The sequence below is a fragment of the Streptomyces sp. NPDC079141 genome (genome assembly GCF_040686775.1).
Classification (GTDB): Bacteria; Actinomycetota; Actinomycetes; order Streptomycetales; family Streptomycetaceae; genus Streptomyces.
Genome location: NZ_JBFBLP010000022.1, coordinates 1 through 23,087, shown reverse-complemented (window position 1 = coordinate 23,087; position 23,087 = coordinate 1). Strand labels below are relative to the sequence as shown.

Sequence of the window (23,087 nt, the reverse complement as noted above, 5' to 3'; positions counted from 1 at the left end):
GCCGACAAGAGGCGCGGGGCGGGGCGGAGTGTGACACGGGATGTGAAAAGTCTGAGTTAACGGGGGTAACACCCGAGGTCAGACATGGATTCACAGAAGTAAGCGCGTACCGACCGCTCAGTTTGGTGAAACCCTCGCGGATCCGGCTACCAGCGAGTAGCGTGCGTGGCTCCGCTCACCCGCCCCCCAACTCCCTGCGGTCCGCACCGGACCCGAGCCGCCACGCAAGGAGCACGGGATGTCCCACGACCCGTATCCGTCGTACCAGTCGCATCCGCCGTATCAGTCGTATCCGTCGTACGAGCCGTACCCGCCCCGCCCCGCCGGTCCGCCGCGCCCGCAGCACGCCCCGCGCCACCCAGCGCTCGGCCACCACAGCGACCTGCGCATCCTGCGCAGCGCCTACCGCTGGCAGCGGCGCACCGCCACCCTCACGGCGCTCGGCTACTTCCTCCTCTTCCTCGTCCTGTCCGCGACCGCGCCCTCCTTCATGACGAGCACGGTCACCGACGGCATGCCCACCGGCCTGCTCCTCGCCCTGGTCCAACTCCCCGTCACCTGGCTGGCGATCGCGCTCTACGAGCACACCGCGCGCCGTTACGTCGACCCGCTCGCCGACCGCATCCGCCGGCAGGCCGCGGTGGACGCCAAGCGGCAGGAGGCTGCACGCCGATGACCACCCAGTTCAGCGGCGACGCACAGGCGATGTCCCTGGTGGCGTTCTCCGCCGTCGCCACCATCACCCTGCTGCTGTGCGTGATGACGGGCCCGGACCGTGACGACCTGGACGAGTTCTACACCGGCTACAGCTCCCTGTCCTCCATGCGCAACGGCCTGGCGATCGGCGGCGACTACATCTCCGCCGCGACCGTGCTCGGCACCACCGGGGTGATCGCGCTGTACGGCTACGACGGGATCGTCCTCGCCCTCAGCACGGCCCTGTCACTGATGCTGCTGATGTTCCTGCTGGCCGAACCCCTTCGCAACGCGGGCCGGTTCACCATGGGCGACGCGCTGGCCCGCCGTATGCCCGGGCGCAGCGTCCGCATCACGGCGTGCGTGGTGACGCTCGCCGCGATGATGCCGCTGATGCTGGTCCAACTGGCGGGCACCGGCCATCTGCTGGCGTTCATCCTCGGCTTCTCCGGCGACTCGATGCAGACGGGCTGCATCATCGGGGTGGGCGCGCTGATGATCAGCTACGCGACGATCGGCGGCATGAAGGGCACCGCCCTGATCCAGATGCTGAAGATGGTGATGCTGCTCGGCTCCGGCGCCGTGGTCGCCGTACTGGTGCTGAGCAAGTTCGACTGGGACCCGGGCGCGCTGTTCGACACGGCCGCCGAGCAGAGCGGGGTGGGGTCGGCGTTCCTGAACTCCGGTCTGGAGTTCGCGGGCGGCCCGTATCCGAAACTGGACATGATCAGCTCCCAGTTGGCCGTCGTCCTCGGCGGCGCCTGCCTGCCGCACGTCACCATGCGCATGTACACCGCCTCGGGCGCGCGCCAGGTGCGCCGTTCGATGTCCTGGGCGGTGTCCTCGGTGGTGCTGTTCGTGCTCGTCATCACGGTCGTCGGGTTCGGTGCGACCGCGCTCATCGGGCGGGCGGTGATCGCGCAGGCCGACCCGCAGGGGAACACCGCCTATCTGCTCGGCTCGCAGGCCGCGTTCGGCGCGGAGGTGTCCAGCGCGGAGACGTTCCTGTTCACGACGGTCACCACCGCCCTCTTCCTCACCCTGCTCGCCTCTGTCGCGGGCATGATCCTCGCCTGCGCCAACTCCCTCGCCCACGACGTGTTCGCCTCCCGGGTACGGGAGTTGTCCGGCCGCCGCGAGATGGTGCTGGCGCGGCTGTCCGCGCTGGCGGTGGGCACGGTAGCGATCCTGCTGGCCACCCTGGTCCAGAACCGCAGCCTGCAACCGCTGGTCACGCTCTCCTTCTGCCTGGGCGCCTCGGCCATCGCGCCCGCCCTCGTCTACGGCCTCTTCTGGCGCCGCTACACGCGAACGGGCCTGCTGGCCACGCTCATCGGCGGCTCCCTCACCGTCCTGCTGCTGATGCCGGGCACCAATCTGGTCTCCGGCTCGCCCTTCTCCGCCTTCCCCGACGCCGACTTCAACTGGTTCCCGTTCACGACGACCGGCCTGGTCTCCATTCCCGCGGGCTTCGCGTTCGGCTGGCTGGGGACGGTGATCTCCGGGCGGCGGAAGGCGGAGGAGCAGCGCCGGCAGTACGAGGCGGTGGAGGGGTGGATCCTGGCGGGGGCGGTGCGCCGGCAGGGGTGACGCCGTCGGTCGTTCTCGTTGTCCGGCAACCCTTTGCGGGGCCGGTGGCGACAGAGGGGCGGAAGTGAGGCAAGCGGCCTCGCTTCCGCCCCTCCGAACTCCCGAACGAGAGCGACGACGTGAGCGAGAGAGCAGTTGCCCGCAGGCATCGGCCGCGGCGCAGGAAGACGAACCGCCGCAGGGGTCTCCTGATCGGCGGCCTGGTCACGGCCCTGGGCGCGGGCGCGGTCACCGGCGGAATGCTGATGACGGCGTCGGCCTCGGGCCCGGGCGCGGGCACCTACCGCCTGGTCAATGCGGCGGACGGCACCTGCCTGACCGCCCCGTCGACGGCCGCCGGCACCCAGCTGACGACGGCGGCCTGCGACGCCGGATCCGCCGCACAGGTCTGGCAACTGGCCGACAAGGACGGCGGTTTCACGGTCAAGGGCGCCTCCCTGTGCGCCGGGGTGAAGGGCGCCTCGACGTCGGTCGGCAAGGCTGTGCAGCAGCAGACGTGCGACGACAGCCCGACACAGGTGTGGAAGCCGGCGGCGGTGGGCGACGCCCATCACCTGGTCAACGCGGGCAGCGCCAAGTGCCTGAACGTCAAGTCCGCGCTGGTGCAGCAGAACTCGTGCGACAAGGCGAGCAGCAAGAGCTGGCGGCTGGTGGCGCAGGACGAGCCGGTGCCGTCGGCCACACCGACCGCTTCGGCCTCCGCGTCGGCGTCTGCGTCGCCCACGAAGTCCGCCACGCCCACCCCGACCGCCACCGGCGGTTCGTCGCTGGGTGCCTGGCCGACCGCCACCGGCAACCAGGCCGTCAGCGCCACGATCGAGGTGTCCGGCACCTACGACGGCTCCCTCAAGCGCTTCTACGGCTCCGGCGACCTCGGCAGCGACGGCCAGTCCGAGAGCCAGGGCCCGCTGTTCGAACTCGCCGACGGCGCCGTGCTGAAGAACGTCGTCCTCGGCTCCCCGGCCGCCGACGGCGTCCACTGCCTGGGCAGCTGCACGATCCAGAACGTGTGGTGGGAGGACGTCGGCGAGGACGCCGCCTCCTTCAAGGGCAAGTCGACGTCCGCGAAGTACCTCGTGGACGGCGGCGGCGCCCGCAAGGCGGACGACAAGGTCCTGCAGTTCAACGGCGCCGGCACCCTCACCGTCAAGAACTTCCAGGTCGAGGACTTCGGCAAGCTGGTCCGCTCCTGCGGCAACTGCTCCACCCAGTACCAGCGGCACATCGTCATCAGCAACGTGAAGGCGACCGCCCCCGGCAAGGTCCTGGTCGGCATCAACACCAACTACGGCGACACCGCGACCCTCTCGGGCGTGACGGTCGTCGGCGACAAGGACCTCACCATCTGCGAGCGCTTCAAGGGCAACAGCAGCGGCGCCGAGCCGACGTCACTGGGCGAGGGCCCCGACGGCACGTACTGCCGCTACACCGCGTCGGACGTCACGTACAAGTGACCCGGTGAGCCGTTGGGACGGCGGCTCGCCTCAAGGGGGCGCCCGGAAGGGGCCCGGGCGCCCCTACTCCGCGGCCGCACGCCCCGTCAGCGAAGTGAGGCTGTTGCGTACGTGGTCCATGTGGGCGCGTACGTCGTCCCAGCGCTCCCCGTGCTCGCGCAGCACACGCTCCGTCTCGCGCGCGATGCGTTCCTCGCGCATGTGCGCCTCGGCGACCAGCTCCGCCGCCCGCGCCCGCGCCTCCTCCTGACGACGCCGCCCGGCGACCTCCGCGTCCGCGAGCGCCTGCTTCGCGTCGGACAGCGCGGCCTCCGCCCGGGCCACCTGCTCGGCGTGCCGGAGCTCGGCCTTCGCCGCGCGCTCCTCGGCCTCCCGCTCGGCCTCGGCCCACCGCTCGGCGTGCTCCTTGGCCTGTTCGGCGAGGAGCCCGTCGGTGCGCTGCCGCATCTCGCGCAGCGCGGCGAGCGCCTCGGAGCGGCTCTCCTTGATCTCGCGCCGGGTGGCGATGCGGATCTCGTCCGCCTCGGCGCGCGCCGCGAGCAGGCGCCGGTGGGCGCGCTCCTCCGCCTCGGCGCGCACGGTGTCCGCGTGCGCCTGTGCCGCGGCGTGCACGCTGTTCGCATGCGCCTGCGCCGTCTCCGCAAGGCGCTGCGCCTCCCGGCGCGTGCCCTCGCGCACGGCGGCGGCCTCCTCCTGCCCGAGCTGGAAGATGCGCCGCGCCCGCTCCCCGAGCGTCTCGTACGACTGCGGGGCGAGCCGGGCCACGGTCTCCCGCAGCCGTACCGCCTCCGCCTCCATCTCCTTGGCGAGCACGGTCAGCCGGGCGGCGCGCTCCCAGGCGGCGTCACGGTCCCGGGAGAGCGCGGCGGCGTACACGTCGACCTGTCCGGGACGGTAGCCACGCCCCCGTACGGCCACGAAACCGTGGTGCGGGACCGGTGTGCCGCTCATGCTGGAACCCCTCTCCATCAGACGGACGCAAAATGATGATTTCGCGCACATCTTGATGTATCAGGCAGAAAGGTTCATAACGCGACACTCCGGGCAGAGGTAACGGGCGGGGTGCGTACGAAGAAGCCGGGCCCAGTCGCAACGACCGAACCCGGCTCCTGTCCGTGACGCTCCCTCAGCGCGGGCGCGTCAGAGCAGTCCGTCCCACATCTGCTCCAGCAGCACCGACCACCAGCTCTCCGGCGAACCGAGCGCCGCCGGGTCGAGCGAGGCCAACTGGGCCTGGAAGTCGACGGTCCAACGGCCCGCCTGCTCCTGGTTCAGGCCGAACCGCAGCCGCCACATCCGGCCGAGCAGCGCCAGGCAGCGCTGGAACTCGGGCAGACCGGTGTTCACGAACTGCGGCGGTACGGGCGCGCCGCCCGGCCCCGCCTCCACGGGCACGGCGACGATGTTCGCGGTGCCGTACTGCACACAGATCGCGCGCCCGAAGTCGCTGCCCATCACCAGGTACGAGCCCGCGTCCGAGGCCGGCTGCACCCCGCGCTCGGCCGCCAGCTCCGCCAGCGTCGGCACGGGCCGCCCCGGCTGGGCCTGCGCCCAGAAGAACGGACCCATGTCCATCGGCAGGCCCGCCACCACGAGCGAGTGCGCCACCACCGGCGGCACGCCCTGCCGGGACACGGCGGCCTGCTCGAACCGGAAGACGCCCGGCCCGAACGCGCCCGCCAGCTCCTGCGCGATCCCCTCCGGCGGCAGCGGCGGCGCCGGCTGCACCTGCTGCAACGGCGCCCGCACCGGCGCGAGCCGCGCGGGCCCGTCCGCGACCTGGTGCAGCTCACCCTGGTGCGCCAGCAGCTGCTGCATGCCCTGCTGCCGGCTCGCGTGGTCCGTGCCGTACGGCGCGATGCTCGCGATCCGCGCCTGCGGCCACTGCTCCCGGATCATCCGCGCGCAGTACGCACCCGGCAGTTCGCACGACTCCAGCTCGGTGTGCAGCTCCAGCACCTGGTCCGACGGCACGTTCATGGCACGCAGCTCATGGAAGATCTGCCACTCCGGGTGCGGCGTACCCGGCGCCGAACGCCGGATCAGCTGCTGCTCGGAACCGTCCTGCGCGCGGTAGCGCAGCACGGCCTGGTAGCCCGGGCCGACCGTCGGCTGACCGGCGGGCGGCTGCGGGTAGCCGTACGCCGGGGGCTGCTGCCCGGGCATGGGCTGACCGGGCGGCGGCATCGCGCCGGGCGGCATCGGCGGCTGGGGAGCGCCCGGAGCCATCCCGGGGGCGCCCGGCATACCGGGTGCGCCGGGGGCCTGCGGCGGCGGGGGCGCGCTCGGGCCGCCGACGGGAGGTGCGGCGAGCATGGTCTCCGCGTGGTGCACAGCACCGCGCGCACCACCGGCGGAGCCGCCCGCGCCGGGGGCACCCGGCATGCCCGGGGCGCCCGGAGGCTGCGGCGCGCCGGGGGCGCCCGGAGCACCCGGGGCGCCGGGCGGGTTCGGCATGCCCGGGGCGCTCGGAACACCCTGCGCGCCAGGCGCACCCGGCATACCCGGGGCGCCCGGAGGCTGCGGCGCGCCCCCACCCATCTGACTCGGGTCGGCAAGCATCGTGGCGGCGTGGTGCACACCGCCCGGAGGCGTACCGCCAGGCGCACCCGGCGCACCGGGCGGCTGGGGGGCGCCCGGCGGCGTCGGCGCGCCGGGGGTGCCCGGGGCCTGCGGCGCACCCGGACCGGCAGCCCCGTCGGGACCCTCGGGACCGAGCGCCGACACGAGCTGCGTGGGCACATACCCGCCCGCGGGCGGAGGCGTGGCCCCCGGCCGCGCGCCGGGAGCGCCAGGAGCACCGGGTGCACCAGGCGCTCCCGGCGGAGGCGGCGGCGTGGCCCCGCCCCGCGCGCGACGCGGCGGAGGCGCCGCCTTGCTGGTCGCGGCGTCGGCGATGTCACCGGCGTGCGGCGCGAGCGGCCGCCCGGGCGCGGCCGGGGTCTGCGGACCTCCGGCAACACCGGGGCCACCCTGCGGGTAGCCGTAGGAGGACGCGCCCGCGTGGGGCGGAGGCGTGGCGCCCGGCGCGGGGGCGCCCGGAGGGGGCGTGCCCGGCACTCCCGCACCACCCGGCGCCTGCGGCGCACCGTACGGCGCACCCGGCGCGGGCGTACCACCGGGCACACCCGGCGCGTGCGGCGCACCCTGTGCCGGCGCACCGCCGAGACCACCCGGCGCGTTCCGTTCGTCGAGCGCCGGTGCGACCGCCGTCGGCGGCAGCTGGCTGCCACCCGACATCAGCGCCGTCTTCGCATCCGGCGTCGCCGGCGGCGGCGTGCTGTCGTCCACCTCGCTCAACGGCGGCGCGAACACGGTCGCGGGCAGCGGGACCGAACGGTCCTCACCGGCGTCCGCGTTGGTGTCCGTACCGGCCCACGGAGTCGCCCCGGCAGGCGCCCCCGGCGCACCGCCACCACTGGGCGCCCCCACGGGCGCTCCCGCGCCCCCACTGTCACCATGCGCGCCCGCTTCCGGCCACGCCGCACTCGCCCCGGACGCAACAGGCGCCCCCGGCGCGGGAGTCGGCGCACCAGCGCCCGCCGCGCCGGCCGCACCCGTCGGCACCCCGGCCTGCGTCTCCGGCAGCCCACCGGAACCCCCGGCGGACCCAGCGGACCCAGCCGCCCCGCCGCCCGAGGTGTCCCCACCCCGCCGCCCGGGAATCCCCAGCTGATCCGCCGCCTCCTGCAACCACTCCGGCGGCGTCAAAAGGAACGACGTCTGGTTCAGATCCACCCGCGCGGAAGCCGCCGGCGCCGGCTCGGGAGCCGCGTCCGGACGCCCGTACTCCTCCTCGTACCGGCGGATCACCTCACCCACCGGCAGCGAGGGCCACAGCGTCGCCTCGCCGCTGTCCCGCGCGATCACCAGCCGCTGCGCGCCCCCGTCCGAACGGGGCCCGTCCGCACGGTCCTCGGCCCACACCACGAACCCGAGCTCGAACTCCCGCACCCGCACCTCACGATGCTGGTACGACGGCACATCGCCGTTGATCCACTCTTCCGCGCGCTCCTGCGCCTGCGCAAAGGTCACCATCGCAACGCTCACTCCCCCACGGCCGAAACGGACACGGACCGCGCGAAGCCGCCGTCCACCATCAGATTCGCCACCGTCTCCAACTCCGGCGGCGATCCCGCCAGTCGTGACAGGAAGACGTCGAAGTCCTCACCGCACGGCAGCAGCAGCCGCTCCACACGATCCGCCGGCGCCCACGAGGGATCGACGTCACGCGCATCGTCGTAGGCGCAGAACCACACCGAACCGATCCGCTCGCCCTTCACCTTCACCGCGAGCAGCCCGCCCTGGACGAAGCCGACGCCCAGGTAGTCCTTGGTCAGGTGGTCGCGCAGGCACTTGTTCACATAGACCAGGTCGTTGACCGCCGCCTCGTCGCGCACCGTGAAGAACGGCTGGTCGATCAGCAGCCCCAACTCCGCGTTCAGCGCCGTCCCGACCGGCGCGCAACCGCCCGCCGCCTTCAGGAACGACCGGTACGCGCCCGGCAGCCGATAGCCGAGTTCCTCCTCGACACCCAGCACCTGGGACTCGCTCACCGCAGCGCCGGACTTCGGCAGACCGAAGTGCGCCGGACGCGTCTCCTGCAGCGGCCGTGTCCCCCGCTTGGTGTGGTCCACCGGCGCCGTCGCCACCCCGCCGTGGTGCCGCAGCAGCGCCTTCACCTCGACCGGAACCAGCTCCAGCCGCCGCGCGCCCGCCACGTGGTGCCACGTCCAGCCGTGCGGAGTCGCCACGCTCGGCACCGTGTCCCACAGCTCGTGCCCGGACGCCGCCAGCGCCGCGTTCGCCGACACGTAGTCCGTCAGCCGCAGCTCGTCGACCCCGAAGCCCTCAGGCGGATCCGCGATCTCCGCAGCCGCCCGCGCATAGGCCGAGAAGTCGGGAAAGCCGTGCTCGTCCACCCGCACCCCTCTCGGGTGACGGGCCGCCCGGACCGGGTCCGGGAAATGCACGACCTGCCCGGCATAGGCCGCGTTCGGCGGCGCGGCTTGCTGCCCGAGCCGACCTGTCGTCATGGCGGTTGCCCCCTGCGGCGTTCTGGTACGGCACGCAATGACCACCGTTGGCCACTACGCCCCGTATCGACTGTCTCCACGCGTCAACCGCATGGATCGCGGTGCCGACAGCCTATGCGGTACGGCGACACCGGTCACCGGGCACCGGTCAGCGGCCCTCCGCTTCCGTGACCTGCCGTCACCCCGCCGTAACAGCCCGCCCGGACCGGGCGTGTCGCGCCGCCCCAGCTTCCGCACCAGCCACGGCATTTGGCACTCTGTGTCGTCCGGGGGGATGCTCGGGAGGGGATGACGATCATGAACGCGACGCAGACGGGGCCGCACCGGGGCCCGCAGTCCGGCACGTCCGGAGACCCACGTATCGGCTGGAGCGCCACCGACGCACCCCACGCCCCCACCCTTCACCACCGCCGCGACGGCATACTCCCCACGGTCGCCGCCGCCCTCTCCGTCCGCGGCGCCACCCTCACCGGCACCGCCGCCCGCGGCGAGGAACCGCCCGCACTGCACCCGCTCGTCCAGGACTTCCTCGACGCGCTCACCAGCGCCCAGCGCGACCGTTTCACCGGCCGCTGCGCCGAGACGATCCTGATCTCCCGCCACATCGCCGCCGCCGACGCCGACCGCAGCAAACGCGCCGCCCGCAAACCGATGACCAACGGCGAGGCCCGCAAAGCCCTCAGACAGGCCAAGCTCACCGCCCGCCGCATCCGCGAGGACGGCGACCCCCTGCACGGCAGCTTCGCCGCCCCCTGCCGCGCCTGCACGGCCCTCAGCGCCCACTTCGGCGTCCGCATCGTCGACCCCGCGTCGACCGACAGCTGACCCCGGGCACACCCCCACCCCCCACGCCCCCGCCCCCGACCCCTATCCCTCGACGAACGAAGGGCAGATGCACACCGACCGCAGCTCCTCCACCCGCTTCCCCGTACCCGTCGACGCGGCCCTGCGCGCCGCGGGCTGGCAGCCCGGGCGCTGGGACATCAAGCAGGCCGAGGTCTGGGCCGACGCCCTGCGCGAGCACACCTCACCGGCCGGCCACCGCCACACCGTGTTCCCGGCCGCCGTGGAGGCCTGGGCCGAGTTCGGCGGACTGCACATCGCACCCGCGGGCCCCGGCCGCCAGGTCGCCCCGGCCGCACTCCACCTCGACCCGCTGCACGGCCTCCACATGGCCCGCACCCTCGGCGACCTCGGCCGCGCCCTCGACACCGAGATCTGCCCCCTGGGCACCGAAACCGACACCCAGGCACTCCTCGCCATCGACAGCGAGGGCCGCGTCTACACGCTCGACCACACCGGCGACTGGTTCCTCGGCCCCGACATCGACCACGCACTCGCCGCACTGGTCGCGGGCATACAGCCGGTACGCCTGACCGCGGGCTGACCCCGGCCCACAGCCCTCCGGGACGGGCTCACCCCGCCGGAATCACCGCCGACACCCGAAAACCCCCCGCATCCGTCGGCCCGGAAACGAACACCCCGCCCAGCGCGGAGACACGTTCCTTCATCCCCACCAGACCATTGCCCCCCGAGGGCAGACGGGCGGACGACGCGGACGACACCTCCGGCGGCGGCTCGTTCTCCACCTGCATCGCGATCTCCGACTCCCGGTGCGCAAGCCGCACATGGGTCTTCGCCCCCGCCGCATGCTTGTGGACGTTCGTCAACGCCTCCTGCACCACCCGGTACGCGGTCTGCTCCACCTCCGGCGCATACGACCGCACCTCGCCCTCGACCGACAGATCCACCGTCATGCCCGCCGCGGCCGACTGCCCGATCAGCTCCTCCAGCTCCGACAGACACGGCCCCTCGGCCGCCCCGTCGTCCTCCACGGCCCGCGAAGCCGCCGCCGCGGCAGCCGCACCCACCGCCGCCAGGGGCACCACCGAACGCCGCTCCGCCACCCCGTCACCGGAGCGCAGCACGCCGAGCATCTCCCGCAGCTCGGTCAACGCCTGCCGCCCCATGTCCCCGACCAGCGCCGCGTTCTTCACGGCCTTCTCCGGATCCTTGCGGGCAACGGCCTGCAGCGCGGCGGCATGCACGACCATCAGACTCACCCGGTGCGCGACGACGTCGTGCATCTCCCGCGCGATCCGGGTCCGCTCCTCGCCCCGCGCCCACTCGGCCCGCTCCTCGGCCCGCTCCGCGAGCAGCTGAAGCTCCCGCTCCAGGCTGTCCGCCCGCTCCCGCAACGACTCCATCAGACGGCGCCGCGCACCGACGTAGAGGCCGAGCAGCAAAGGAGGCGCCGTGAACCCCAGCGAGGTCGTGATCGCGCCGAACGGCACGAACCAGTCCCCGACCTCCAGGTCCCCCTGCGCCACTCCCTGCCGCAGCCACACGAACGTCACGATCAGCATCCCGACCTGCGACATCCCCGCGAGCGCCGCGATGATCCGCCGGGGCAGCTCGGATGCGGCCAGCGTGTACAGGCCGACGACGATCATCAGGAAGCCCATCTGGGCCGGCATGACGGCGATCGACACCAGCACGACCGCGATCGGCCACCGCCGCCGCAGCACCAGCACCGAACCGGCCAGCACACCGAAGAGCACACCCGCGAACCACGGGATCCCCGCCTCGTCCGCGAAGTCGACCCCTTCCACCCCGCACTCCAGCGCGGACACCACCGCCAGACCCACGTCCAGCACCGCACTGCGCCACCTGTCCCACCACCAAGGCCCCGCCCCTGCCCGGGCCTCGGCGTGGTATTCCCCCGTCGTGGTCATGCCTCCAGCCTACGGGCGCCCGCCACCGCTTTTCCGGCGAGTTTCGCCGACTGGCCTACACCACACCGTTCAGCCCCGGAACCGACGATTCCGGGCGCGCGACCCTGGAGGGAGCCGACTTGTACCGTCGCATCGAGGGCTTCCGGTACGGCATAGTGGTGTTCGTGCGCGAAGCCGATCATCCATATCGGGGCATCGCTCACCAACCATCCCGGATCGTCTAAGGGCAGGACAAACGGTTTTGGTCCGTTGAATGAGGGTTCGAATCCTTCTCCGGGAGCTCTCCGAACCACCGGCTCACCACGGGCCCTGACAGCCAAGTCGGGGCCCGCTCCCATGTCCCCCACGAAACGCCCCGGTATCCTGCGGATGTCCACCCCACCCCATCCCAAAAGCCGAAGGGCAACCCCGTGAGCGCCATTCGCCCGGCAGCCGTCGTCGTTCTCGCAGCGGGTGAGGGCACCCGTATGAAGTCGGCCACACCCAAGGTCCTGCACGAGATCTGCGGACGCAGCCTCGTGGGTCATGTGCTCGCCGCCGCGCGTGAGTTGCAGCCCGAGAACCTCGTCGTGGTCGTGGGCCACGCGCGGGAGAAGGTCACCGCGCATCTCGCCGAGGTCGACGCCGAGGTGCGTACCGCGGTGCAGGCGGAGCAGAACGGTACGGGTCATGCCGTGCGCATGGCGCTGGAGGAGCTCGGCGGCGGTGTCGACGGGACCGTGGTCGTCGTATGCGGTGATACACCTCTGCTGACCGGTGACACCCTCAAAGCCCTGGCCGCGACCCACTCCGCCGACGGCAACGCCGTGACCGTGCTGACGGCCGAGGTGCCGGACGCGACCGGGTACGGACGGATCGTGCGCGACGGGGCGTCGGGGGCCGTCACCGCGATCGTGGAGCACAAGGACGCGTCCGAGTCGCAGCGGGCGATCCGGGAGATCAACTCGGGTGTCTTCGCGTTCGACGGGCAGCTTCTCGCCGACGCGCTCGGGAAGGTGCGTACCGACAACAGCCAGGGCGAGGAGTACCTCACCGATGTGCTCGGGATCCTGCGGGAGGCCGGGCATCGGGTCGGGGCGTCCGTCGCCGGTGATCACCGTGAGATCGCCGGGATCAACAACCGGGTCCAGCTCGGCGAGGCCCGTCGCATTCTCAACGACCGGCTGCTGACCCGGGCCATGCTCGCCGGTGTCACCGTGGTCGACCCGGCGACGACCTGGGTCGACGTCACCGTCACCTTCGAGCAGGACGCCGTCGTGCACCCCGGGACGCAGCTCCAGGGGGCCACGCATGTCGCGGAGGGCGCCGAGGTGGGGCCGAACTCGCGGCTGAAGGACACGCGCGTGGGTGCGGGGGCGCGGGTCGACAACACGGTCGCGGACCGCGCGGACGTGGGTGCGGGCGCGACGGTGGGGCCGTTCGCCTATCTGCGTCCGGGTACGCGGCTGGGCGCGAAGGGCAAGATCGGTACGTACGTCGAGACGAAGAACGCGGTCATCGGCGAGGGGACGAAGGTTCCGCACCTGTCGTACGTCGGTGACGCGACGATCGGCGAGTACACGAACATCGGCGCCGCCAGTGTGTTCGTGAACTATGACGGACAGGACAAACACCACACCACCGTCGGGTCGCACTGCCGGACGGGTTCGGACAACATGTTTGTGGCTCCTGTCACGATCGGGGACGGCGCGTACACCGCCGCCGGCTCTGTGATCACGAAGGATGTGCCGCCCGGTTCGCTGGCCGTGGCCCGTGGTCAGCAGCGGAATATCGAGGGTTGGGTGGCCCGTAAGCGTCCCGGAAGTGCGGCGGCGAAGGCGGCCGAGGCGGCTTCCCGGGAGCCGGAAGGCGAAAGCTGACTGGAAACAGGTGCGTCTGGGACGGCGTACCGTGATAAGTGCACATCCGCACCAACCAGCTGAGACGCCGCTCGTACCAGCCGGGACGGGCTGGTGCGGCCTCTCGACATCCAGCTGAGACACCTCTGAGGAGACAGTGCTGTGACCGGGATCAAGACGACCGGCGAGAAGAAGATGATGTTCTTCTCCGGCCGCGCCCACCCCGAGCTTGCCGAGGAGGTCGCCCACCAGCTGGGTGTCGGGGTCGTCCCGACGAAGGCCTTCGACTTCGCCAACGGTGAGATCTATGTGCGGTATCAGGAGTCTGCCCGCGGCGCGGACTGCTTCCTGATCCAGAGCCACACGGCTCCGATCAACAAATGGATCATGGAGCAGCTGATCATGATCGACGCGCTGAAGCGCGCGTCGGCACGGTCGATCACCGTCATCGTGCCGTTCTACGGTTACGCCCGCCAGGACAAGAAGCACCGTGGGCGTGAACCGATCTCGGCGCGTCTGATCGCGGACCTGATGAAGACGGCCGGTGCGGATCGCATCCTCACGGTCGATCTGCACACGGACCAGATCCAGGGCTTCTTCGACGGTCCGGTGGACCACCTGTTCGCGCTGCCGCTGCTGGCGGACTACGTCGGCAAGAAGGTCGACAAGGACAAGCTGACCGTCGTCTCCCCGGACGCCGGCCGCGTGCGCGTGGCCGACCGCTGGTGCGACCGGCTGGGTGCGCCGCTGGCGATCGTGCACAAGCGGCGCGACAAGGACGTGGCGAACCAGGTGACCGTCCACGAGGTCGTGGGTGAGGTCAAGGGCCGCGTCTGCGTCCTGGTGGACGACATGATCGACACCGGTGGCACGATCTGCGCTGCGGCGGACGCCCTGTTCGCGCACGGCGCGGAGGACGTCATCGTCACCGCGACGCACGGTGTGCTGTCCGGTCCGGCCGCGGACCGGCTGAAGAACTCGCGGGTGAGCGAGTTCGTGTTCACCAACACGCTGCCGACGCCGGGTGAGCTGGCGAGCGACCTGGACAAGATCACGGTGCTGTCGATCGCGCCGACGATCGCCAGCGCGGTGCGTGAGGTGTTCGAGGACGGTTCGGTGACGAGCCTGTTCGACGAGCAGTAAGGGTTCCTCACCGAAGGCCTTCGGAAGGCCCTTCGGATGATCCTTTTGGGTGCGGCCTCCCTGCCGAGTAGACTGCTGAAGTTGCTCGGCGAGGGAGGCCGTACTCATTTCGGTACGGCTGTCCGTTATCGACGCGCTCTTCGTAGCAGGCCGTTCGTGGCCGGGTGACCCTGTCCGTTTCTCACCCATACGAGGAGTGAATGCCATGTCCGAGGTGAAGATCGCCGCCGAGACCCGCACCGAGTTCGGCAAGGGTGCCGCGCGCCGCATCCGTCGTGACAGCAAGGTCCCCGGTGTCCTGTACGGCCACGGTTCGGACCCGCTGCACCTGACGCTGCCGGGCCACGAGCTGCTGCTGGCGCTGCGTACGCCGAACGTCCTGATCTCCCTGGACATCGACGGCAAGACGAACGAGCTGGCGATCCCGAAGGCCGTGCAGCGTGACGCGGTCAAGGGCTTCCTGGAGCACGTCGACCTGCTGCTGGTCAAGCGCGGCGAGAAGGTCACGGTCGAGATTCCGGTGCACGCCGAGGGCGAGCTGGCCGCCGGCGGCAACCTGCTGGAGCACGTGCTGAACGCGCTTCCGGTCGAGGCCGAGGCCACCCACATCCCCGAGGCCGTCACCGTCTCCGTCGAGGGCCTTGAGGCCGGCGCCTCCGTGCTCGCCAAGGACATCACGCTGCCCAGCGGTGTGACCCTGGCCGTCGAGGAGGACGCTGTCGTCCTCCAGGTCCTGGCCGCGCAGGCCGAGGAGGCCCCGGAGGGCGAGGCCGCCGAGGAGGCGGCGGAGGCCTGATCCTCCCCTGCTGTTTTCGCTTTGTCAGCCGCTGCTTCCTTCGGGGAGCGGCGGCTGGCGCGTATCAAGGAGATATGGACGTGACGACCGACCCGAGTGCCCCGTGGCTGATCGCCGGCCTCGGCAATCCCGGACCCGAGTACGCGATGAACCGGCACAACGTCGGTTTCATGGTGGCGGATCTGCTGGCGGAGCGGATGGGGGCGAGGTTCAAGCGGGCCGGCAAGGCTCAGGCGCAGGTCGTGGAGGGGCGGATCGGTCCGCCCGGGCCGCTGAACCGGCGGGTGATCCTGGTGAAGCCGATGTCGTTCATGAACCTGTCGGGCGGTCCGGTGAACGCGCTGCGGGACTTCTACAAGGTGCCGCTGGGCAACATCGTGGCGGTCCATGACGAGCTGGACATCGACTACGGCACGCTGCGGCTGAAGCTGGGCGGCGGCGACAACGGGCACAACGGTCTGAAGTCGATGACGAAGGCGATGGGCCCGGACTACCACCGGGTGCGCTTCGGCATCGGGCGGCCGCCGGGCCGGATGCCGGTGGCCGACTTCGTGCTGCGGGACTTCGCGTCCGCGGAGCGCAAGGAACTGGACTACTTCGTGGACCGTGCGGCGGACGCGGTGGAGTGCCTGGTGGTGGAGGGTCTGGAGCGGGCCCAGGGGACCTACAACTCGTAGCGGCCACGGCAGGCGTGGCAACGCGCGGCGGCTACGACAGGTAGGGCGCGAGCGCGGTCCGGATGTCGTCGGTGGCGTCGGGGCGGGCGGCGAGCCAGGTGGCGGCGCGCTGCCTCAGTTCGGGGTGGCGGGCCAGGTCCGGGTCGTAGGTGACGAGGCCGTGCAGGATGCCCCTGACCCCGCTGCGGTGGTCGTGTTCGGTCATCCAGGCGAGGGCGGCCGGGAGCACGTCGGGGTGCGGGGGCGGCAGGTGGAGCAGCGCGGTCAGCAGGGGGCCGAGCACGAGGATGGCGCCCTGGACGGTGCCGTGGGGTGAGCCGAGCCAGGTCATGGCGTGGGCGACCGCTGCCTGCCGCTGGTCGAGCGGGAGCTCGTGGCGGTGCAGCAGACAGCCGATCAGCTTGAAGTCCGTTTCGCCCGGGGCGTGGCCGGCCAGCAGCCGGAACGCGGCGCGCACCACCGCGGGGTCGGGGATCTCGGGGTCGCCCTTCCTGCGGTACATGAGGGTGCGCAGGATGTCGGCGTCGTAGGGCTGTGGATGTTTCAGGTCGATGCGGTCGGTGGCGCAGCGGATGGCGGCTGCGTCGGTGTCTGCGTCGGCCGAGGCCATGAAGAGCAGCCGGTGCAGGATGCGGTTCTCCTGGTAGGCGCGTTCGGCGGTGCGGGGGCGGGCGGCGAGCCAGGTCTTGGTGACGTCGAGTGCGGTGCGGGCCTGGTCGGGGCCGATTTCGTCGGCTGCGTTGAGGACGGAGCAGAGCAGGGCGTAGCTGTCCTCGTGGGCGGGGTGGGCGCGGGTCCAGCGCAGGGCGTGGTCGGCGGCGCGGCGGGCGACGGTGACGGCGTCGAGGTGTTCGGTGGGCTGGAAGCGGTCCGGGAGGTAGAGGTTGCGCACCACGTGGGCCGCGTCCTCGGTGGTGCCGTGGTGGTCCAGCCAGTCCAGGGCGAGTTCGACGACGGAGCCGAGGGCGTCGGTGTCGTCGGCGCGGGCGGCGCGGTGGAGGCAGATCGAGAGCACGTATCCGGCTCTGACGCCGGTGCTGTTGACGTCGAGCCACTGGCGGGCGTGGCGCAGGGCGTCCCGGTACTGGGTGTCGGTGAGGTCGTTCTGGAACAGCAGCCTGCGGTGGACGTAGCTGTCGTCGGGTTCGGTGCGGGGCGCGGCCCGCATCCGGGCCAGTATCAGTTCGACTGCCTGGAAGCGTTGTTCCGGTGTCATGTCCTTGCTGCGGACGAGGAGGGCGCTGAGGGTGCGGCCGGCCCAGGTGTCGCGGGCGGTGAGCCAGTCGAGGGCGGCCTGGACGGCGACCCGGGCGACGTCGGCGCGGTCGGGGTCGGCTTCGGCGAAGTCGGGGTATTTGAGCAGGTGGCTCAGGACGAAGTCGGTGTAGGGCTGCTGGGGATGCTCGGCGAGCCAGGCGAGGCCGGCTTCGGCGCTGGTGGCCGCGGCTTCGGGGGCGGCCAGCAGTACGGTCTCGTGGAGCAGGGGGCCGAGGACGAAGGAGGCGTCGGCCTTGAGGCCGTTGCCGTCGGCGGCCAGCCACTCCTGGGCCTGGGCCACGGCTCTGCTGGTGAGGTGGTCCGGCAGCTTGTTGCACTTCAGCAGGGCTCTGAGGACAAAGCTGACCTCGGTCTTGTCGTCGCGGGTGCGCAGCCATTCGAGGGCGAAGGCGGCGATGGGGGCGACGTCGGGGAGCTGGGGGTTGGTGAGGGCGGCGCCGTAGATGTAGGTGGCGCGGTCCTGGGTGCCGTGTTTGACGAGCCATTCGTGGGTGGCCTTGGCGAGCCGGACCAGGGCGGTGGGGGGCACGTGGTCGATGCGGTGCAGGGTGCTGAGCAGGTGTTCGGTGGCGGCTTCGTGGCGTAGTTCGTGGGCGAGTTCCACGGCGGTGGCGGCGGCCTCGGCGTCGATGGCGGGGCTGTGTCCGGTGTGCCGCAGGAGGGTGTGGATGCGGGCGCGGCCTTCCCGGGTGAGGCCGTGGTGGTGCAGCCAGTCGCGGGCGGGGGCGGCGACGTACTGCTCGTAGTCGTCGGTGGTGGCGTGGGCGAGGGCGTTGACGAGGTGGATGGCGTCGGGGTCGTCGGCGGTGTGTGCGGTGAGCCAGGCCTCGGCAGAGCGCAGGAGTTCGGCCGGGGCTTCGGCGTAGTTGAGGGCGGCGGCGGTGAGGAAGCCGCGGACGCGGGCGGGGTCGGTCTCGTCGAGCAGGGGGGTGACGAGGGTGTTCCAGTGGGCGGCGACGGCCTGCCGCCAGGGGGTGGCGGAGATCATCGCGACGAGGGTGCTCATCCCGTCGTCCAGGTGGTCGCGCAGCAGGGTGCGGACGTCGGTCTCGTGGGTGTGCAGCCAGGTGGTGCAGGCGCGGGCGAGGTCGTCGGGGGCGTTGCCCTTGAGGTCGGTGCCCCAGCGGCTGAGGTGGCCGACGGCCCGGCGCAGGGAGCGCATGTCGTCGCTCACGGCGTCGAGGAGTTCGCCGGGGGTGTCGGGGTCGAGGGTGTAGCCGTCGGGGAGGCAGGTCTCGGAGAGGAACAGGTCGGTGACGATGTCGTGGATGGTGTCCAGGGCGTCGTCGGTGTCCTGTTCCTCGGCCGTGAGGAGCCAGCCGTGGGCCTTGAGGCGGGCGACGATCTGCCGGCCGGTGGTGCCGACGGCGGCGGGGCGGCGGCGCAGGGCGGTGTCGGCGGCGGCCTCGACGGCGTCCCGGGTGTGGACGCAGGTGAGGGCGGCGGCGGTGGCGGCGAGGCGTTCGGCTAGGTCGTGGGCGGGGCCGAGGTCCTCGCGGGTGCGCCGGTCGAACCAGTCGATGAGGGCGCCGGGGCGGGGGACGTCGGTGGCGGTGGGGTCGAGGGCGCCGGTGTCGGCGAGGCGTTCCAGTTCGAGGGAGAGCAGCAGGGCGAGGACGGGGTGGGTGGTGCACAGGTCGGCCGTGCGCCGGTGGCCGAGGGTGTCGTACGCCTTGGGGGCGACGGTGCGGAAGATGTGGGCGGCCAGGGCGTGCCGGCGTTCCTCGTCGCTGCGGAGTTCGACGACGGCGAAGAGGCTGCGCCAGCCGCGGTTGCCGAGGTCCTTCAGGGCGCCGGGGCGGACGGAGGCGACGCAGGCGATGCGCAGGCCGTGTTCGGCCTCGGCGTGCAGGAGGTCGGCGAGTTCGCGCAGGTCGAGGCGGTGGTAGCGGTCCAGGTAGTCCAGGACGAGCAGGACGGGGCTGCCGGGGCGGAGGTCGGCGGCCTGGCGGACGCCGTCGAGCAGTTCACCGGCGCGCAGTCCGTCGTCCTGGCGGGGGTGGAAGACCTGCCAGCCCTGGGTGAGGGCGTGCTGGGCGACCTCCAGGCAGGTGCGGGTCTTGCCGGCGCCGGCGGGGCCGGTGAGGAGGATGCCGCGCAGCCGGTCGCGGTAGCCGACGGACTCGGAGGAGGCGGAGTGGTCGGCGAGCCGGGCGAGGATGGTGTCGGGGGCGGTCTCGTGGCCGGGTTCGGGCGGCAGGTAGGGCAGCAGGGTGTCGGTGAGGTACTTGCCCTTGGCGCCGAGCCGGGTGAGGGCCTCGGTGTGGGTGCGCAGGGAGTCGGGGCGGCCGACGGGCGGGGCGGGGCGGAAGCGGGCGCCGGTCCAGTGGTCGTCGTCGACGGTGAGGGTCTGGCGGCCGTCGGCGCGCAGGACGGGGTCGACGGCGTGGGCGACGGTGACGGGGTCGGCGGGCCAGGCCGGGGCCTGGCGGAGCTGTTCCAGGAAGGCGCGGGTGAACAGGCCGCCGGCGGGGTCGCTGTAGGCGGCGCTGCCGGACTGGGTGGCGTGGAGGGTGACCAGGCCGGTGCGGCGTCTGGGTTTGTGGGCGGCGCCGGCGAGGGTGGTCAGGCCGTAGTCGTGGCTGTCGGGTGCCTTGAGCCGGCAGGCGTCGAAGAGGAGGACCTTGCGGGCGATGTTGTCGTAGGCCTGGCTGTGCAGGAGGGCGTCGCGCAGGTTCCAGGAGGGCAGGGCGGTTTCGCCGTCGGCGAGGACGAGGAGTTCGCCCTGCTGGTCGGAGGTGAGGACGCCGTGACCGCTCCAGGCGAGCCAGAGGAGGTCGGCGTCCAGGCCGCGCAGTTCCTTCTGCAGGACGTCGCGGACGTCCAGTTCGGTGGCGGTGCGGTGGTGGGTGACGCCCAGTTCGCGCAGGCCGGCGAGGAGGGTGTCGCGGTTCCGGGTGAGGGGGGTCAGGCACAGGTGGATCTGGTCCGGGGGTACGCCGTGGCCGGTGAGCCAGCGGGCGTGGCCGAGACAGTCGGCGCCGGCTCCGGGGATCGGACGGTGCCGGGTCTCGTACTCCTCGATGCCGACGAGCAGGGCGTGGGTGCGTGCCGGGTCCACGCCGGTCATGGTCTCGATCATGCGGCGCCGTCCCGGGCGAGGCGGGCGACGCCGGCTCCGAGGGCCGGCCGGTACTGGGCGTCGTACTCCTCGATGCCGACGAGCAGGGCGTGGGTGCGTGCCGGGTCCACGCCGGTCATGGTCTCGATCATGCGGCGCCGTCCCGGGCGGTGCGGGCCAGCAGAGCGAGGACGTCGGGGTTGCGGAAGTAGGCGCTGTGGGAGGCCTTGAAGGGCTGGCCCGAGGTGAGTTCGATGTCGCGGACGCGGGTTCCGAAGACCGGTTCGGCGAGGAAGGCGAGCAGGTCGCGGCTGTCGTAGACGTTGGTCCAGGCCGGGAAGTGGGCGGGCAGCGGCGCGCCGGGTTCGAGGGCGGGCAGGGCGCCGAGTTCGTGCAGCTGGGCGGCCTGGGAGCCGATCGTGACGAGGTGGCGTACGGCGGGCAGCTCTTCCCGGGCGAGGAGGTCGACGGCGGCGATGCCGCCGAGGCTGTGGGCGAGCAGGACGACGGGGCCGTGGGCGGCGGCGACCTCGGTGACGCGTCGCCGGATGCAGGCGCGCAGGGCGTCGCCGCGGGCGAGGTACTTGAGGATGTCGCCGGCCCTGGGGTGGGCCCGGTCCATGAGGGGGCCGCGCTTCCACATGAGGTAGCGCATGCCGCCGAGGGGGGCGATGACCTTCCAGCCGGCGCTGAGGAGGACGCCCCGGGTGTCGCCGCCGCCCAGGGCGCGGGAGAGCAGGTCGACGGCCTCGTCGCGCTGTTCGGGGCTCCAGCGCAGGGGTCGGCCCTCGTGGGCGAGTGTGACGAGGAGGTGGGCGACGGCGGCGGTGGCGACGGCGGGAGGCAGTTCGCCCGGGGGGCGGCCGTGGGTGAGGGCGTCGCGGCCGACGGGGCTGTCGAGGACGGCGGCCATGGCGCGGGGCAGGTCGGCGCGGATGCCGGCCCGGTCGAGGAGGGCGGCGAGGGGTTCGGGGGGTGCGGCGGCGGCGTCGCGGGCCCACTGGTCGAGGCGGGGGTCGGGGGGTTCGTCGTAGAACCAGGCGTCGGCGGGGGCGGTGCGGCGCAGCGGGGCGAGGGGGTCCTCGTAGAGGAGTTCCCAGGTGAGGATGGCGGGTTGGTCCTGGTCGTCGGTGAGGGGGTCGGGCTCCTCGGGGGGCGTGACGGCTCCCGGCAGCGTGCGGCTTCCGGCGCCCTCGGGCACGCCGAACTCGTCGCCCCAGTAGCACTCGTGCACGGTCGGCTTCGGGTCAACGGCCGCCAGGCCCTCCCGCAGCTCCGTCACGGTCTCCTGGTAGGCCGCGCGTCGCACGCCGGTGCCGTGGACGAACAGCAGCGCGGTCATCCCGCCCCCCTTGGATCCCTTGCGTCTCATCTCCCGTTCACTTGGGGAACGTTGGATGCCCCCCTCCTCGGTTCCCGCCCGGGCCACATTGACTTTCGGTTAGCCAATGGCCAAGGATCGCGGCCATGCCTTCTGCCGTCATGTCCAGCCCGGGCGCCCTGACCGCACTGCGTTTCGGGCGCGCCGCGGCGATGGGGACGGTCACGGCGCTGATCCTGATCGCGGGTGTGTGGGCGTCCTGGGGAACCGCCCAGCACGTCATGCTCACCAAGGGGCGTGAGAGCGGCACCGTCGAGGTGACGCGGTGCGGCGAGACCACCTGCACCGGCCCCTACGAGCCTCTCTCGCAGGGTTCGCAGCCCCGTGACCGCGTCGTCATCGAGCACACGGCCGCCGTCCGCAAGGGACAGACGTACACCGTCGTCATCAAGCCCGGCAGCGACGACGTCGTCCGCTCCGGCCCCGCCGGGATCCTCTACGCATGGGTGCCGCTGGGCGGAGCGCTGCTGCTGGCCTCGGTCGTGGTGGCGGGCGGGCTGCGGCGGACCCGGGCCGCGTGGGTGCTGGCGGGCGGCGGAACGGCCTTGCTCACAGCGGCTTTTCTGGCGATGTGAGCGGTTTAGGGGCCCGTGGGGCATCGGCACATTCGTGAGAAGTCTGTTTGTTCCCTGTTCGTGATTGACCTCCTGTCACATCTGGCACAATGCTGAGCTGCCCCCTCCACATCTTCCCTTTCGCTTCTCGAAGATGGACTGCTCATGCGAACCCTCACTCGCGCCGGCGCTGTGTCCGCCGTCGCCACCGCGGCACTGCTCGTCTCCCCCGCCGCACACGCCACAGTTCCGGGAGACAACGGCACCGTGAAGATTCACGACGCCACCACCGGCGAGGAGCTGCGCAAGAACGAGCCCCACGTCTGCGAGTTCTACCTGGACGCCTTCGGCTTCGACGCCGAGCAGCAGGTCGACTGGCACATCGAGGCCTGGGCGCCGACCGCCGACGTCAAGGGCGAGACGGTGAAGTCCGGCGAGTTCACCCTGGACGCCGAGGGCCACGGCCGCACGGACGACATGACCCTGCCCGACGGCCACTACAAGCTGTTCTGGAACTTCGACGGCGAGAACGGCTCGGCCAAGCACAAGGTGTTCTGGACGGACTGCGAGGGCACCGACGAGGAGCCCAGCACCTCGCCGTCGGAGTCGGCCGGAAGCACCGAGTCCCCCGCCGCCTCCCCGAGCCCGAGCACCGGCGACGAGGTGGCCCCGGCCACCTCCTCCTCGCCGTCCGCGCAGGGCGACGTCGAGGGCGACCTCGCCGAGACCGGCAACGGCGCCCCCGTGGGCCTGACCGTCAAGGACCGTACGAACGTACGCGAGTTGACGCTCGACGCGATCGATGGGGAGCCGGTGGATCTTGTCGTGGGGGATCTGTCCTTCATTCC

16 protein-coding genes, 1 tRNA gene and 4 pseudogenes are annotated in these 23,087 nt (G+C 72.2%); 14 read left to right on the top strand and 7 right to left on the bottom strand.

Translation table 11 applies throughout. From position 1 onward, the window contains the following. The first annotated feature begins 238 nt into the window (after nt 1-238). The 4 genes and pseudogenes from AB0Q90_RS37510 to AB0Q90_RS37495 all read left to right on the top strand — a co-directional run. The gene (locus AB0Q90_RS37510) at nt 239-676 is read left to right on the top strand and encodes a DUF485 domain-containing protein (RefSeq protein ID WP_363164858.1); all 438 of its coding nucleotides are present in this window, start codon (nt 239-241) and stop codon (nt 674-676) included. Beyond that, nucleotides 673-2,286, top strand: a complete 1,614-nt coding sequence (locus AB0Q90_RS37505; RefSeq protein ID WP_363164857.1) for a cation acetate symporter — start codon at nt 673-675, stop codon at nt 2,284-2,286. Before AB0Q90_RS37510 ends, AB0Q90_RS37505 begins: the two co-directional genes overlap by 4 nt. A gap of 239 nt (nt 2,287-2,525) precedes the next feature. Beyond that, a pseudogene (locus AB0Q90_RS37500) lies at nt 2,526-2,918 on the top strand (RICIN domain-containing protein); the annotation flags it as partial. 117 nt (nt 2,919-3,035) lie between these two features. After that, nucleotides 3,036-3,740: pseudogene (locus tag AB0Q90_RS37495) on the top strand (pectate lyase); the annotation flags it as partial. A 63-nt stretch (nt 3,741-3,803) separates the two neighbouring features. Here the strand turns inward: AB0Q90_RS37495 and AB0Q90_RS37490 are convergent. The 3 genes from AB0Q90_RS37490 to AB0Q90_RS37480 form a co-directional block, all read right to left on the bottom strand. Continuing rightward, a complete protein-coding gene (locus tag AB0Q90_RS37490) occupies nt 3,804-4,691 on the bottom strand; it encodes a cellulose-binding protein (RefSeq protein WP_363164856.1) in 888 nt (295 codons plus the stop codon). Between the two features lie 189 nt (nt 4,692-4,880). After that, on the bottom strand, nt 4,881-7,778 hold the full coding sequence (locus AB0Q90_RS37485; protein WP_365734243.1) for an SUKH-4 family immunity protein: 2,898 nt from the start codon (nt 7,776-7,778) through the stop codon (nt 4,881-4,883). Between the two features lie 8 nt (nt 7,779-7,786). Then, nucleotides 7,787-8,776: an SMI1/KNR4 family protein gene (locus AB0Q90_RS37480; protein WP_363164025.1), complete on the bottom strand. Its 990-nt coding sequence runs from the start codon at nt 8,774-8,776 to the stop codon at nt 7,787-7,789. A gap of 288 nt (nt 8,777-9,064) precedes the next feature. Here AB0Q90_RS37480 and AB0Q90_RS37475 point away from each other — a divergent pair, with 288 nt between their 5' ends. Beyond that, on the top strand, nt 9,065-9,601 hold the full coding sequence (locus AB0Q90_RS37475) for a YwqJ-related putative deaminase (protein ID WP_363164026.1): 537 nt from the start codon (nt 9,065-9,067) through the stop codon (nt 9,599-9,601). A 67-nt stretch (nt 9,602-9,668) separates the two neighbouring features. Further along, complete coding sequence (locus tag AB0Q90_RS37470) at nt 9,669-10,163, top strand: SUKH-3 domain-containing protein (protein WP_363164027.1); 495 nt, start codon at nt 9,669-9,671, stop codon at nt 10,161-10,163. Nucleotides 10,164-10,191: 28 nt separating this feature from the next. On the opposite strand, the gene AB0Q90_RS37465 is transcribed toward AB0Q90_RS37470, so the two are convergent. Continuing rightward, on the bottom strand, nt 10,192-11,511 hold the full coding sequence (locus AB0Q90_RS37465) for a histidine kinase (protein ID WP_363164028.1): 1,320 nt from the start codon (nt 11,509-11,511) through the stop codon (nt 10,192-10,194). Nucleotides 11,512-11,720: 209 nt separating this feature from the next. Between AB0Q90_RS37465 and AB0Q90_RS37460 the strand changes: the two genes are divergently transcribed. From AB0Q90_RS37460 to pth, 5 genes are all read left to right on the top strand, one after another. Further along, nucleotides 11,721-11,791, top strand: a tRNA-Gln gene (locus tag AB0Q90_RS37460). A 130-nt stretch (nt 11,792-11,921) separates the two neighbouring features. After that, nucleotides 11,922-13,370, top strand: a complete 1,449-nt coding sequence (gene glmU / locus AB0Q90_RS37455; RefSeq protein ID WP_363164029.1) for a bifunctional UDP-N-acetylglucosamine diphosphorylase/glucosamine-1-phosphate N-acetyltransferase GlmU — start codon at nt 11,922-11,924, stop codon at nt 13,368-13,370. Between the two features lie 141 nt (nt 13,371-13,511). Continuing rightward, nucleotides 13,512-14,492, top strand: coding sequence for a ribose-phosphate diphosphokinase (locus tag AB0Q90_RS37450; RefSeq protein WP_363164030.1), 981 nt, complete (start codon nt 13,512-13,514; stop codon nt 14,490-14,492). A 205-nt stretch (nt 14,493-14,697) separates the two neighbouring features. Continuing rightward, nucleotides 14,698-15,288 (top strand): 50S ribosomal protein L25/general stress protein Ctc, encoded by a 591-nt coding sequence (locus AB0Q90_RS37445; protein WP_363164031.1) that lies wholly within the window; start codon nt 14,698-14,700, stop codon nt 15,286-15,288. Between the two features lie 74 nt (nt 15,289-15,362). Beyond that, nucleotides 15,363-15,965, top strand: a complete 603-nt coding sequence (pth, locus tag AB0Q90_RS37440; protein ID WP_363164032.1) for an aminoacyl-tRNA hydrolase — start codon at nt 15,363-15,365, stop codon at nt 15,963-15,965. A gap of 31 nt (nt 15,966-15,996) precedes the next feature. On the opposite strand, the gene AB0Q90_RS37435 is transcribed toward pth, so the two are convergent. The 3 genes from AB0Q90_RS37435 to AB0Q90_RS37425 are packed head-to-tail and all read right to left on the bottom strand — an operon-like array spanning nt 15,997 to nt 21,646. Continuing rightward, nucleotides 15,997-20,325 carry a caspase family protein gene (locus AB0Q90_RS37435; RefSeq protein ID WP_363164033.1) on the bottom strand — a complete coding sequence of 1,443 codons (4,329 nt, stop codon included), beginning with the start codon at nt 20,323-20,325 and terminating at the stop codon, nt 15,997-15,999. Next, complete coding sequence (locus tag AB0Q90_RS37430; RefSeq protein WP_363164034.1) at nt 20,322-20,456, bottom strand: hypothetical protein; 135 nt, start codon at nt 20,454-20,456, stop codon at nt 20,322-20,324. The genes AB0Q90_RS37435 and AB0Q90_RS37430 overlap by 4 nt, the downstream gene beginning before the upstream one ends. Beyond that, complete coding sequence (locus tag AB0Q90_RS37425; RefSeq protein WP_363164035.1) at nt 20,453-21,646, bottom strand: hypothetical protein; 1,194 nt, start codon at nt 21,644-21,646, stop codon at nt 20,453-20,455. The genes AB0Q90_RS37430 and AB0Q90_RS37425 overlap by 4 nt, the downstream gene beginning before the upstream one ends. 125 nt (nt 21,647-21,771) lie before the next feature. Here AB0Q90_RS37425 and AB0Q90_RS37420 point away from each other — a divergent pair, with 125 nt between their 5' ends. From AB0Q90_RS37420 to AB0Q90_RS37410, 3 genes and pseudogenes are all read left to right on the top strand, one after another. Next, nucleotides 21,772-22,260 carry a hypothetical protein gene (locus AB0Q90_RS37420; RefSeq protein WP_363164036.1) on the top strand — a complete coding sequence of 163 codons (489 nt, stop codon included), beginning with the start codon at nt 21,772-21,774 and terminating at the stop codon, nt 22,258-22,260. A gap of 144 nt (nt 22,261-22,404) precedes the next feature. Next, nucleotides 22,405-22,992 (top strand): annotated as a pseudogene (locus AB0Q90_RS37415) (hypothetical protein); the annotation flags it as partial. Beyond that, nucleotides 22,990-23,087 (top strand): annotated as a pseudogene (locus tag AB0Q90_RS37410) (16S/23S rRNA (cytidine-2'-O)-methyltransferase); the annotation flags it as partial. The pseudogenes AB0Q90_RS37415 and AB0Q90_RS37410, both read left to right, overlap by 3 nt.